We start from the raw sequence: 13075 nt of genomic DNA on the forward strand, positions 1-13075 counted from the left end.
AATGCTTTTTTTGAAAAGAAAACCCCAGCGATATAAATAAAAACAATGGAAATAACGAAAACAAAAATGCTCGTTTTAAGTAAGCTGTTCAATTTGTTATAGCCGTATTGGTCATACGAAGTAGCGGTAACAATATACTGGTGGTCTTCAAACTCAAATCGCAGTCCCACCACTTGCCAACCTTCTTGATAAAATTTGATTTCGCCTTTTTTATAGATGTCGTCAATCATCGGTTTGGTTTCCTTGACCAAATCGATATCAACGGCATCATGGTACAACAAATTGAATCCCTGATCGTAAATGGCCACTTCAACTTCGTTTAAAACTTGTCGATTACTACGGTAAATATCTTGTAGGGTCTGTGGATTGACTTTCGCATTAAAAAATAAATTGGCTTTTGTGACCGCTTCTTTTTTAAGCAGTGCATAAAATTCACGTTCGCGACTTTCCTGAGTGGAATAATAAATCACAGCCGCAAACGCAAATAGAATGGTAGCAGTGATGAGTGTAAATAATAGGGCGAGTCGTGTTCTGGTTTTCAAAATACTGATTAAAAATTAGAAGTGTTTATTTGTCTCCTATAGAATAAGACTTATTTAGTGTATATCGCTCAATTTTAGGAAAATTTTAGACACGAATTTCACTAATTAGCGCGAATACATGCGTTTCCTTACAGCGGAATACTATCTATTTCACGAAACAAACAGACTTTCAGTCTGTTTTAAAAAAAATCAACTGTCTTCCCGTTTCAATACGAAACCCATTCCGGGTTTGGTGTGGATGAGTTTGTGTTCAAATTCCCGGTCTATTTTCCGGCGTAAATAATTGATGTAAACATCGATGAAATTTGTTCCCGTATCAAAATGCGTATCCCAGACTTTTTCGGCAATTTCAGTACGGGATAGCACACGCTCGGGATTTTGGAGCATGTATTCCAATAGCTTAAATTCTTTAGGCGTTAAATGGATATCCTGCTCATTCCGCTTGACCATTTTAGTATGCAGATTCATTTCAAGATCGGCATAATTGAGAATGGTGATGGAATTGTTATTGCTATTAGCACGTCTGTTGAGCAATGCTCGGATTCGTGCTATGAGTTCGCGCATTTCAAAGGGCTTGACCAAATAGTCATCGGCGCCAGCATCAAAACCATCCACTTTATCATCGGTGGTGCCCAACGCGGTCAACATGATGATGGGCATATTGGGTTTGGACTGTCTGATGGATTTGCACAAATCAATGCCGTCCATTTTAGGCAGGATGATATCGGTGATGATGAGGTCGTAATCGTTTTGCAATACCAATTTTTTGCCTGAAATGCCATCATAAGCCAAGGTTGTCGTAAAACCGTGTTCTTCCAATCCTCTTTGCAAAAGTTCGGCAACACGTAAATCGTCTTCTATAATTAAAATCCTCATCGTAACAAATTTACAAATTCATTTGTGCTTTAACATCGAAACAAATTAATACTTATTCATTATAATTCATAGGACAATATCGACTCAAAAAATCAAAATTCTTTAAAGTGTTTCCTAAAAAGTTAAGTAGGTTTGCTGAGGTTTAAATCGGATGTATTTTTTATCCACTACCATTTCCTTAATGAAAAAAAACAATTACCTCTATATTATCAAATTGGCAATCCCTATCATCATTGCCAATGCCTCCGTGCCCTTATTGGGATTGGTAGATACTGCTGCGATAGGTCAAACCGCATCTGCTTCCGATTTGGGTGCCATTGCCTTAGCCGCGCTGATTTTTAGTTTTGTGTATTGGGGATTTGGCTTTTTGAGAATGGGGACCACCGGGTTTATTGCCCAAGCTTCAGGCGCAGAAGATAATGATGAGCTTCACGCTTTGGTATACCGGTCTGTTTTTCTTGGAGCAGCCATTGGTTTGTTGCTGGTTATTTTACAGAAATTAATTGGCGAACTATCGGTGTATTTACTGAGTGCAAGTGATGAAATCAAGGAGTTGGTCAAAGATTATTTCTACATTCGTATCTGGGGTGCACCTGCCACTTTGATTACCTTTTCGCTTTTGGGAACGCTCATCGGGATGGGGTGGACCAAGCGATTACTTTGGGTACAGCTGTTTCTAAACGGTTTAAATATTGCGTTTAATGTCACATTTGTGGTTGGTTTCGGAATGGGAGTGAAGGGCATCGCCTTGGGAACCGTTTTGGCGGAATGGTTGACTTTGTTTTTTGCGGGATATATCGTGTTTAAAAGGCTCGAAATTACCCGACCTTGGGAACGGGTTCGGGAATTGAAAACTCAAATTTTTGACATGACTAAGTTAATCGCCTTATTTAAGGTGAATTCGGATATTATGATTCGCACCTTGGCATTATTGAGTGGTTTTGCTTGGTTTGCCAACCAAGGCGCAAAATTTGGGGACCATACGCTTGCCGCCAATCATGTGTTACTGCAATTTGTAACGCTATCGGCGTTCTTTTTGGATGGCTACGCACATGTGGTAGAAATGCTGGCGGGGAAAGCTTTTGGCGCTAAAAACAAATCGCTTTTCATGCTTCAGGTCAAGCAATCGACGGTTTTGGCAGGTGGCACTGCAGTGTTCCTTGCGCTCATCGTATTTTTAAGCAGTAATGCGCTAATTCCATTATTGACCAAGGATCTTCAAGTGCAAACCATAGCTTCCAATTATAAGAATTATGCCGTGTTCTATATCTTGTTTTCTTTTATAGCGTTCCAGTTGGATGGTGTTTTTATTGGGGTGACCCGAAGTAAGGAAATGCGAAATGCCACGATCCTGTCTTTGATTGCCTTTATTGGTCTGGGACTTATTTTGGTGAACAACTATGGCAATACGGGTTTATGGTTGGCTTTTATCTTTTATGTGGTGGTAAGGGGTTTTGCCTTGGGGCTTTATTATCCGAAAGTGTTGCGAATGCTAGAGTGACACTTAATATTACAGACCTATTCTTAAAGTCATTATTACTCTTTTTATAGCATTCTATTTAAAATTTTTGGGGAGTTGATTAATTGACGATATGAAATAAAAGCTTAACTATTCAATTTTCACAAAAAGACAACTTTTAAACACTTATATACTCTGAAATCCGTTAAATGTGTGAGGACACTATACAGATAAGCATATTTTTATTTAAGGTTAAAAACAATTTCCACCCAATTTTTCAGCGTGTATTCGTTATAAATTTCTGGCTTTAATTCCTGATAATCTGTTTCAAAAAAAGATTTATTTAAATTTGAAAAGTCCGCATTTAAAATTAAAATATTTTCGGGCTTGTAGAAAGTGTAATCTTTTATGGTGTCATTATTGGTGATGATTTTCTTTTTCAAAGCCATCGCTTCAAAAATCCTAAAACTCAGACCATCTTGATTTTTCCTCACCAAATCTAAAATAACCTTTCCTTCCGAGTAAAATTTTGGGATGTTTTCATGATTTAATCTTTTACTGGTAAAAGACCAATTAGGATTTTTGGATCCAAAATATTTCTTTTTCCAGGAGCTGTTTCCAACTATCAAATAATGATATGTTTTATTAAATACGCTAATTTTCTCTGCAATGTCTTTTGCAAGGGTGATTCGCTCATCAAAGGAGGCGAGATATACCAAATCGAATTTAGGGTTTTCTTGGACACTGATTTCTGGGAGATAGTTGTAATTGGTGATCAATTGATAACCATGATTTTTAACGTCAGTTTTGTCAAAGGAAAAGACTTTATCGAAAAAATGGAGGAGATGTTCTGCCGGACAGCGTGCTAAACTATCGTACAGATAGGCAATATATCTTGGCGTGAACTTCCTGATTTCTTCGTGATATTCCGCAGCAATTGATTCGGGATTGATGACTAAGATTTGGTCCTGTTTTCCAAGTTTTTTTAATTCGGTTAAGATCAAATTTTGCCTACCGATATTTTTTAAGTTTTTATTTAAGAAAGCTTTAGAAAGCGCATTTTGCACTTTGGCGGCGGTATTTTTGTGGGTATAGGCGCCAATATTGATATGATGGGCATCTACGCCCAATTTCCGCAATTCGTCCACGATATGTTCGTCGTATTGCCAAAAATCATAACTGATTACTGTGATTTTCATTGTGTGAAATTACTTATTTATTTGTGATTTTTCAATGTAACACAGGTTTTATGTGCCTATGAAACCTGAAGATTGTAAACTTAAAATTTTGATTTAGGATTGGAAATTTATGATCGAAAGATATGGCTTTTCAAAAAGAGAAGAAAGCTTAAAAACCAAAAAACCCGAACATCTGTTCGGGTTTTTGATGGTGGTGCCTCCAGGAATCGAACCAGGGACACAAGGATTTTCAGTCCTTTGCTCTACCAACTGAGCTAAGGCACCAGTCTCGTTTAATGAGGTTGCAAATATAGAAGCATTTTTATTATTCGCAAAACTAAAAGATATAAAAATTGCTTTTGTAAATTTGCAGCTTAGAATTAAGTTATGAATTTAATTGTTGATGTTGGCAATACGTTTGTCAAATTTGCTGTTTTTCAAGAAGATGAACTTTTAGAAAAGTTTATTGTGGAACTTTCTGAGTTTGAAAAAACCCTGAAAAAAATTTCAAATATCTACCCTAAAATAAAGAAATGCATCCTCGCATCGGTGGCGAGACTGCCAAAAGAGGTGATCGTCGACCTCGAAAATCAGTACAATCTGCTCCTTTTAGATTCCAATTTAAAATTCCCATTTCAAAACCACTATACATCACCCACTACTATGGGCGTAGATAGAATGGCGCTTGTTGCAGCATCAGTAAAGCAGCATCCAAATGAGAATGTTTTGATCATTGATGCGGGTAGTTGCATTACTTATGATTTTATAACGCAACAAAACGATTATTTGGGAGGTGCTATTTCTCCTGGAATCCGATTGCGTTACAAGAGTTTACATAATTTCACGGCAAATCTCCCGTTATTAGATACGGCGATGCCAAAATCCCTGACTGGCGACAGTACTACAGCGGCAATTCATTCTGGTGTAGTGAACGGGATAATCAAGGAAATGGATGGCGTTATTGATGAATATCAAGAAGAGTATTCAGATTTAACAGTTATTTTAACAGGAGGTGACGCCAATTTCTTGTCAAAGCAATTAAAAAATAGCATATTTGCCAACTCGAATTTTCTTTTAGAAGGTTTGAACTTTATTTTAGAATATAATTCACACTAATGATAAAAAAACTTGTAATAGTTTTCATCGTCGTTTTCGCATTTCAAGCGCAAGCGCAAGACGGCTCAGCATCTCCTTATTCTTTTTACGGTATTGGAAGTTTAAAATTTAAAGGGACAGTGGAAAACAGAAGTATGGGCGGCTTAAGTATTTTTACGGACAGCATCCACGTCAATTTCCGAAATCCATCTGGTTATGCTGGTAATAACCTTAAGGTATGGAACAATGAAAATAGGCCTGTTAAATTTACAGTGGGTGGAAGCTCAAGCAATTTAAATCTGAAAACAGATGATGATAGTCAAACCGCCAACGCCACCACTTTTGATTATATGGCCCTTGCTGTACCAATTGGAAAATTTGGATTAGGTTTTGGGTTGGTCCCTTATACCTCAGTAGGTTATAAGTTGGAGTCATCCAATGCAGATGGCAATTTAGACCAGCGCTTTAGAGGTCAAGGTGGCCTAAATAAAGCATTTGTAGGATTGGGCTACCAAATCACGCCTAAACTGGGTATTGGTGTTGATGCGAGCTATAATTTTGGGAACATTCAAAATAGTGCGCTCCAATTTAGATACCAAGACGGAACGCCATTGCAATACCATTCCAGAGAGAATAATCGTTCAAATTTGAGCGGTATCAATCTTAATTTTGGAATGAACTACAAAACCATGATTACCAATAAGCTTCAGTTGACGACCGCGCTGACCTATATGCCAAAAAGTAATATAAATTCTGATAATGAGCGCTTCTTCTCTACTGTCGTGGTGGATCCTTTTTCAGGTCAAGAAGCAACCATCAACACGGTTGAAGCGGATTTGGAAGCGCAGAATCTTAGGACGACTGATTTGACCTTACCGTCACAAATCGCTTTTGGAGCAGGTATTGGCGTGCCTCAAAAATGGTTTGCCGGTGGCGAATATACCTTTCAGAAAACCAGCGAATTTGATAATCCCATCTTTACCATAGGCAATGCTGAGTTTGTTGATGCATCTTCAATCGCCGTTGGAGGGTTTTATATTCCCGACTTCAAATCCTTTTCAAGTTACTGGAAACGAATAGTTTATAGAGCTGGTGTGCGCTTTGAAAACACTGGCCTTGAAATAAATAATGAAACCATTAATGAGTTTGGCATATCTTTTGGGATTGGGTTACCAGTTGGAGCAGACTTCTTCTCAAATGCGAATATTGGTTTTGAGTTTGGGAAAAAGGGAACTACGAAAGCAAATTTAATTCAAGAAAATTTTATGAATTTGCAAATTAGTTTATCTTTAAACGATCGATGGTTCAATAAAAGAAAATATAACTAACAGAATAAATTTAATACGATGAAAACACGATTTACTTTATTACTTCTTGCTTTGTTCATGGGGTTTAATGTGAGTTTTGCTCAGCAAGACGAGGAATGCATGCTTAACCTGACCATGATGAGCGACTATTCGAAAAACAAAAAATATAACGAAGCATATGAGCCATTTATGAAGCTTCGGGACAAATGCCCAAAATTTAACTACGCCATTTATTTTTATGGGGATAGAATTTTAAAGGATAAAATTGAAAATGCGTCTGGAGCTGAGAAAGTGAATTACATCAATGATTTGATGAAACTTTGGGACGAAGGCCTTGCCAACTTTCCAGACAAATTCACCGCAGGAGGCAATCTTCAAGATAAAGCGATGTTAAAATTGGATTACAAGGAGGCGTTGGGTTATAGCAACAAACAAATCTATGATACCTTTGACGAACTTTATAAAACATCACCAGAAAGTTTCACCAATCCAAAAGGGTTATATGCTTATTTTTCTACTATAGTTGATATGCATACTGCCAAAGAAGTAGAGGTTTTGGACGTTTTTAATAAGTATGACGATGTCACGGACAAAATCAATCAAGAGATTGATAATTACACTGAAAAGTTGAACCCTCTTGTTGAAAAAGAAGAAGCAGGAAAGGAATTAGACAAAAAGGAAGCCCAGTTTAAAAAACAATATGAAAACTACTTGGAGAACTATGCAAAGATCTCAAGCAGTATTGATAGCAAACTTGGAATATTGGCGAATTGTGAAGTATTGATTCCATTGTACACAAGAGATTTTGAAAAGTTTCAAACTGACGCAGATTGGTTGAAACGTGCGGTAAGCAGAATGTATAATAAAGAATGTACTGATGATCCACTATACACCAAATTGGTTAAGGCTTATGATGAGTCATCACCTTCTGCCGATACGAAATTCTTTGTTTACAATTTATTGATGAAGCAAGGTAAGGAAAGAGAAGCAAAACCATATTTGGATCAATCTTATGATCTTGAAAAAGATCCATTGAAAAAATCAAGATTGGCCATGCGTTTTGGCAATAGTTTAAAATCTCAAGGCAACTATGGTGCCGCTAGAAATTATTACCAAAAATCAGTGGAATTGAATCCGTCTAATGGTAGAGCACATATTGAAATTGCCCATATGTATGCGGCCAGTGCAAACAATTGTGGAGACACCACCTTTAACAAAAGAGCAGTATTCTGGTTGGCAGCTAGTGAAGCCAGAAAAGCGGGTAGAGTGGATGCTAACTTAAGATCATATGCTGAAGGTTTGGCAGCTAGTTATGACGGGAAAGCGCCTCAAAGAGCTGATATTTTTACTGCCGGAAATGGTGGGGAAACTATTAGAATTGGATGCTGGATTGGGTTAAGTGTTACCGTTCCAAAAATATAAATGAACTATAAATCATCATATAATTTATTCTACATAGTCACAGCGTTTGCTGTGACTATGTTTTTTTCATGTAAAAACAACTTTAAGGAAGTACAGCAAATAGGTGTTCGACAAAATGAACCTATTGGTGTTGCAGAAGATATGAATCTCAAGTACACCGATTCTGGACGCTTGAAAGCAAATTTGATCAGTCCTAAAATGCTTGATTTTTCCAATAGGGAATTTTCCTATAATGAATTTCCTGATGGCGTTACCCTTCACATTTTTGATGAAGGCAATAAAAAGAGCATCATCGTTGCCGATTACGCTATTGTCTATAACAATACCGACTTGATTGATTTGAGAGGGAACGTTCTTATTACTACCGAAACAAAGGACAGTATTTTCGCAAAACAGTTATTTTATGACCAAAAACGCGATTGGGTGTTTTCAAATCAACCCGTAAGATATGTGTCGCCTACCAAAATAGTTACCGGTAATGCTTTTGATTCTAACCGTGATTTTACCAGTTTTGGTATTAGTGAAGTGACCAGTACGGTGTATTTGGATGACGATACGTCTCTCTAAGTTTTCACCTACGAGTGACTTTATTACTTTTAAGCCTGCCTATTCCATTCAAATTGATCACAAATTAGTGGGTTTCAAAAAAACTTTAATTACATCTTCAGATAAATAATTGATTATCTTTGTCCCTAAATTAAATTGACACATGCAAACTATTCATAAAGTTATTCAATACGCTTACTTATTCATCGCTGTATTTTTTATATACGAGTCGGTAAGATGGTGGAATGAAGATAACGGGAAAGCGATTATGCTGTTAGTATTCGCCATTCTGGCGGTTGGAATGTATTTCTTCAAAAAGCATTTCAGAAAGAAAATGAACAATAACCAGTAATTTATGGACAGTAATGCGCTTATCATTATCCTGTCACTTATTTTATCGGCTTTTTTTTCAGGTATGGAAATTGCCTATGTGTCTTCGAATAAAATTCACATAGAAATTGCCAAAAAGCAAAATGATTTTTTAGCCAAAACCCTCACAAAACTTACCGCTAAACCCTCCAAGTTTATTGCTACGATGCTTATTGGCAACAATATAGCTTTGGTGGTCTACGGCTTTTTAATGGGTGATAAATTGGTAAATTGGTTCCAAGCTATTTTACCTACGGATTACGGTTTTTTGAATTATTTATTGACTGATCTGAGTTTGCTCACCCAAACGGTCATTTCAACATTATTGATATTGATTACTGCCGAATTTCTTCCTAAAGTATTCTTTCAGATTTATGCCAATTCCCTCCTTAAAATCTTTGCAGTGCCTGCATACTTTTTTTATGGATTATTCTCTTGGGTGTCTGATTTTGTAATTTGGATTTCTAATATGATTCTCAAACGCTTCTTTAAAACAGGGAAAGAGGATGTACAATTGGTCATGACCAAGGTGGAATTGGGAAACTATATTAGTGAACAAATGGAATCTGTAGAAGAACATGATGAGGTGGATAGTGAGATTCAGATTTTCCAGAATGCACTCGATTTTTCTGAAGTAAAAGCTAGGGAGGTCATGTTGCCCCGTACCGAAATCATTGCCGTGGATATTAATGACCCCATCAAAAATATAAGAGCTCTGTTCACATCCTCCGGTTTATCCAAGATTTTAGTGTATAAAGATTCAGTGGATGATATTGTAGGATATGTCCATTCCTTTGAACTGTTTAAAAAGCCAAAAGACATCAAATCTGTAGTGAGGGGAGTGGAGTTTGTGCCAGAAACCATGTTGGTCAAAGATGTGTTGAACGTTCTGACTAAAAAACGAAAAAGTATTTCGGTGGTCATTGACGAATATGGTGGGACTTCAGGAATTATAACCGTGGAAGACATTATTGAGGAATTGTTTGGAGAGATTGAGGATGAACATGATACCATGGAGTTGATTGAGGAAAAAATAGATGAGAACAATTATAAGTTTTCAGCCCGTTTGGAAGTCGATTATATCAATGAAGCGTATAAGTTGGACCTTCCGGAAGGTGAAAATTATGAAACTTTAGGTGGGTTGATTGTTGACGAAACCGAAGAGATTCCCCATGTAAATGACCAGATTCAAATAGAAAACTATCTTTTTACGATTTTGGAGGTCTCCACGACAAAGATTGATCTGGTAGCGCTTAAGGTGCTTGATGAGGATTAGGGTTCAGTAGGCAGTAGGCAGTGTTCAGTAGGCAGTGGACAGTGCTCGGTATAGGATTCAAAGTTTGAGATTCAAAGTTTTCTGATGCTTTGTTGTATTTAGCAAGGAATTCAGTTTGAAATACAAGATTTTAGATTCCAAGTTGTCTGAAGATTTAGTGAAGTTGGCCTAATAGCTTCTCTTTGAATCAATGTGTTTTCTTTGTGACCTTTGTGTTATAGCTTTTAGGCTTGAGGTACAGCCAAACAACAGACCGAAGTTTTCATATTTCAATCGATAATTCTCCATGACCCCTCGCCTCATTCCTTTTCTAAGAACTCTGGATAACAGGTTTTTCAGGAATCGCACGTTCAAAAACATCCCCTTTCTTCAGGATATTCCGAGTTACATCGGGAATCAATCACAAACAATTCAAGATTAATTTAATAAAATGGCCTTCTACTTTTATTATTTGATAGAAAATGGTATTTTCGCGCACTTATATTTTCTAACTTATACAATAAAATGGCAGTTTTAAATAAAATTAGACAACGTTCTATTTTCCTCATTGTAATTATCGCATTGGCGTTGTTCGCTTTTGTGCTTTCTGATTTATTTCAGAACAGTAGTGCTTTTGGAGACTCACAAGATACCATCGCCACTATTAACGGCAATGACATCAATCGTGAGGACTTTATGAGCCGTGTGGAGAACATGCAGCGTCAAATGGGTCCAAACAGCACTACAACGCAAACCATGAACAGGGTTTGGGAGCAGGAGGTAAGACGCGCTGTAATGGAGAACCAGTTTGAAGGATTGGGGCTATCTGTTGAAAAGGATCAAATGAGAAACCTTTTGAGAAATAACTTTGCAGAGTTTCCAGAATTCACAAATGAAGCTGGAATTTTTGACGAGAACAGATTAAATGAATTTATAGCTAATTTAAAAGCTATCTCCCCAGAGAGAGCTCAGTTAGGGAATTTCCAGATTAATTATAACGAGTGGGTTAATAATGAGATTGCTATTGCCGTTAGTGCGCAAGAACAAACTTATTTTAATTTGGTTAAAGCAGGTGTTGGTGCGACACTTTCTGAAGCGGAAGTAGAATATAACATGGAAAGTGCCACGGTTGACCTGAAATTTGTAAATGTGCCTTACACGTCAATTTCCGACAGCTTGGTAAAAGTTTCCAAATCGGAGATTTCAGATTATATCAGTAAACACAAAAAGAAATTTGAAGTTGAAGCTTCAAGAGATATTAATTTTGTACAATTTCAGGAAGCTGCATCTTTAGAAGATGAAAAAGCAGTTAGAGATAATGTTGCTGCCTTGTTAAATACAAGAGTAGAGTATAATGAAGTTTCTAAATTGACGGATACCGTTGTGGGCTTGAAAGCTACTAAGGATATTGAAGGCTTTATTAACGCCAACTCAGATATTAAGTACACCAATAGTTTTGTGACAAAATCAAGTTTGCCAGATGTGGCGCAAGACAGTATATTCAACTTGAGTGTTGGTCAGTATTACGGTCCATACAAAGACAATGGGATGTTTAAAATCACTAAGGTGGTTGAGGAAAAGTTTATGCCGGATTCAGTGAAATCAAGACATATCTTGATTCCTTTTATAGGATCCCGTGCAGCTGATATGGAAACCACCCAAACTGAAGAACAAGCGAAAGCAACTGCTGATAGTTTGTTGAATATCATTAAAAGAGACCGTTCTAAGTTTGTCGATTTATTAGATTTCTCTATCGATAAAGTTAGTAATGAGAAAGAAGGTGTTCTAGATTGGTACGAATATAATTCCATGGTGCCTGAGTTTAGAGATTATACTTTTGAAAACAATAAAGGGGATATGGGGGTTGTGAAAACTGATTTTGGTTTCCACGTGATTGAAATCTTAGATCAAAAAGCTAAGAAGCGTATGGTTAAAGTTGCCACGCTTGCTCAAAAGATCGAACCTTCTGAAAACACGATTGATGATGTGTTCAACAGAACTTCTAAATTTGAAATTGCCCTTCAGAAAAATGATTTTCAAGATGTAGCAAAAGAAAACGGTGTAGAGGTGAAGCCCGTTAATAATATCAAGGAACTTGATGAAAACATTCCTGGACTGGGAAGCCAAAGATCTATTGTACGATGGGCTTTTGAAAAGGGAACGAAAGTAGGGGATTATAAGCGTTTTTCAATTCCTGGTATCGGCTATGCCGTTGTTCAGGTCACTGGTGTCAACCAAAAAGGATTGATGACTCCTGAGGCTGCCTCAGCGATTGTTATTCCAGAGATCAGAAAAGAGAAAAAGGCGAAAATGATCCGTGAGAAAATTTCTGGTTCTACCGTTGACGCTATAGCGCAAAGTCAAAATGTAGCGGTATCAACTGCCAACGGCGTAAGTATGAAAAACCCAACCTTATCAGGTGCTGGTTTAGAGCCTAAAGTTGTAGGCATAGCGTTTGGTTTGAAAGAAGGTGAGACGTCTAAATTGATTGATGGTAATAAAGGTGTATTTATGGTTGAAGTGACCAAAAAGACAGCGGCTCCAAAATTGGATAATTACCAAGCCATTGCTAATCGTTTGAACAGCTCAAGATTAAATGCTGCGCAATCTAAGGCTTATGAAGCTTTAAAAGAGGCTGCAGATATTGTTGACAACAGAGCTACATTTTATTAGTAGTTTTTAAATACATACAAATAGGAGGTCTTAAATTTTAGGACCTCCTTTTTTTTGGACATATCCCGATATTGGGACTACGGATTACACAGGTTTTTGGAAGTCGATTATTTCACAAACACGAAATAGAGTATTCAAGACGTCCTGACTTTCGTCTGAATTCTTATTTCTTTTTTCAGACACGAATTTCACGGATTACACGGATTCTTAGGAGTCGATAGTTACACTAATACTAAATCAAGATTTACAATTAAACTTGAGCCTTCAATAGGCCACGGTTCGTCGAAATTCATTTTTGGACACGAATTTCACTGATTACTCGGATTCTTAGGAGTCGATAATTGGACTAATAC

10 protein-coding genes, 1 tRNA gene and 1 pseudogene are annotated in these 13075 nt (G+C 37.1%); 8 read left to right on the forward strand and 4 right to left on the reverse strand.

Features of this window, described 5'->3' with window-relative positions; translation table 11 throughout:
• Positions 1-542: pseudogene (locus VLZ86_RS01250) on the reverse strand (two-component sensor histidine kinase); the annotation flags it as partial.
• 189 nt (positions 543-731) lie between these two features.
• Positions 732-1418, reverse strand: coding sequence for a response regulator transcription factor (locus VLZ86_RS01255; RefSeq protein ID WP_325447905.1), 687 nt, complete (start codon positions 1416-1418; stop codon positions 732-734).
• A gap of 181 nt (positions 1419-1599) precedes the next feature.
• Between VLZ86_RS01255 and VLZ86_RS01260 the strand changes: the two genes are divergently transcribed.
• Positions 1600-2919: an MATE family efflux transporter gene (locus VLZ86_RS01260; protein ID WP_325447907.1), complete on the forward strand. Its 1320-nt coding sequence runs from the start codon at positions 1600-1602 to the stop codon at positions 2917-2919.
• A gap of 200 nt (positions 2920-3119) precedes the next feature.
• Here the strand turns inward: VLZ86_RS01260 and VLZ86_RS01265 are convergent, their stop codons facing one another.
• Together VLZ86_RS01265 and VLZ86_RS01270 are read right to left on the reverse strand one after the other, a co-directional pair.
• Positions 3120-4076: a glycosyltransferase family protein gene (locus tag VLZ86_RS01265; protein ID WP_325447909.1), complete on the reverse strand. Its 957-nt coding sequence runs from the start codon at positions 4074-4076 to the stop codon at positions 3120-3122.
• Between the two features lie 188 nt (positions 4077-4264).
• Positions 4265-4340 (reverse strand) — tRNA-Phe (locus VLZ86_RS01270).
• A gap of 102 nt (positions 4341-4442) precedes the next feature.
• Here VLZ86_RS01270 and VLZ86_RS01275 point away from each other — a divergent pair.
• From VLZ86_RS01275 to VLZ86_RS01305, 7 genes are all read left to right on the forward strand, one after another.
• The gene (locus VLZ86_RS01275; protein WP_325447911.1) at positions 4443-5171 is read left to right on the forward strand and encodes a type III pantothenate kinase; all 729 of its coding nucleotides are present in this window, start codon (positions 4443-4445) and stop codon (positions 5169-5171) included.
• Positions 5171-6478 carry a hypothetical protein gene (locus tag VLZ86_RS01280; RefSeq protein ID WP_325447913.1) on the forward strand — a complete coding sequence of 436 codons (1308 nt, stop codon included), beginning with the start codon at positions 5171-5173 and terminating at the stop codon, positions 6476-6478. Before VLZ86_RS01275 ends, VLZ86_RS01280 begins: the two co-directional genes overlap by 1 nt.
• A gap of 18 nt (positions 6479-6496) precedes the next feature.
• Positions 6497-7879 (forward strand): hypothetical protein, encoded by a 1383-nt coding sequence (locus tag VLZ86_RS01285; protein WP_325447915.1) that lies wholly within the window; start codon positions 6497-6499, stop codon positions 7877-7879.
• Positions 7880-8446, forward strand: coding sequence for an LPS export ABC transporter periplasmic protein LptC (lptC, locus tag VLZ86_RS01290; protein WP_325447918.1), 567 nt, complete (start codon positions 7880-7882; stop codon positions 8444-8446). It abuts the gene before it with no gap.
• A gap of 142 nt (positions 8447-8588) precedes the next feature.
• Positions 8589-8777: a hypothetical protein gene (locus tag VLZ86_RS01295; protein ID WP_325447920.1), complete on the forward strand. Its 189-nt coding sequence runs from the start codon at positions 8589-8591 to the stop codon at positions 8775-8777.
• Between the two features lie 3 nt (positions 8778-8780).
• Positions 8781-10070 (forward strand): hemolysin family protein, encoded by a 1290-nt coding sequence (locus VLZ86_RS01300; RefSeq protein ID WP_325447922.1) that lies wholly within the window; start codon positions 8781-8783, stop codon positions 10068-10070.
• Positions 10071-10574: 504 nt separating this feature from the next.
• Positions 10575-12722, forward strand: a complete 2148-nt coding sequence (locus VLZ86_RS01305) for a SurA N-terminal domain-containing protein (RefSeq protein ID WP_325447924.1) — start codon at positions 10575-10577, stop codon at positions 12720-12722.
• The last annotated feature ends 353 nt before the right edge of the window (positions 12723-13075 follow it).

Origin of the sequence: Gelidibacter sp. (assembly GCF_035515035.1) — a bacterium.
Classification (GTDB): domain Bacteria; phylum Bacteroidota; class Bacteroidia; order Flavobacteriales; family Flavobacteriaceae; genus Gelidibacter.

What these genes read in the sequence shown, in the direction of transcription:
- VLZ86_RS01255 (WP_325447905.1), bottom strand. Translation starts at nt 1,418, where the DNA reads ATGAGGATTTTAATTATAGAAGACGATTTACGTGTTGCCGAACTTTTG.
- VLZ86_RS01260 (WP_325447907.1), top strand. Translation starts at nt 1,600, where the DNA reads ATGAAAAAAAACAATTACCTCTATATTATCAAATTGGCAATCCCTATC.
- VLZ86_RS01265 (WP_325447909.1), bottom strand. Translation starts at nt 4,076, where the DNA reads ATGAAAATCACAGTAATCAGTTATGATTTTTGGCAATACGACGAACAT.
- VLZ86_RS01275 (WP_325447911.1), top strand. Translation starts at nt 4,443, where the DNA reads ATGAATTTAATTGTTGATGTTGGCAATACGTTTGTCAAATTTGCTGTT.
- VLZ86_RS01280 (WP_325447913.1), top strand. Translation starts at nt 5,171, where the DNA reads ATGATAAAAAAACTTGTAATAGTTTTCATCGTCGTTTTCGCATTTCAA.
- VLZ86_RS01285 (WP_325447915.1), top strand. Translation starts at nt 6,497, where the DNA reads ATGAAAACACGATTTACTTTATTACTTCTTGCTTTGTTCATGGGGTTT.
- lptC (WP_325447918.1), top strand. Translation starts at nt 7,880, where the DNA reads ATGAACTATAAATCATCATATAATTTATTCTACATAGTCACAGCGTTT.
- VLZ86_RS01295 (WP_325447920.1), top strand. Translation starts at nt 8,589, where the DNA reads ATGCAAACTATTCATAAAGTTATTCAATACGCTTACTTATTCATCGCT.
- VLZ86_RS01300 (WP_325447922.1), top strand. Translation starts at nt 8,781, where the DNA reads ATGGACAGTAATGCGCTTATCATTATCCTGTCACTTATTTTATCGGCT.
- VLZ86_RS01305 (WP_325447924.1), top strand. Translation starts at nt 10,575, where the DNA reads ATGGCAGTTTTAAATAAAATTAGACAACGTTCTATTTTCCTCATTGTA.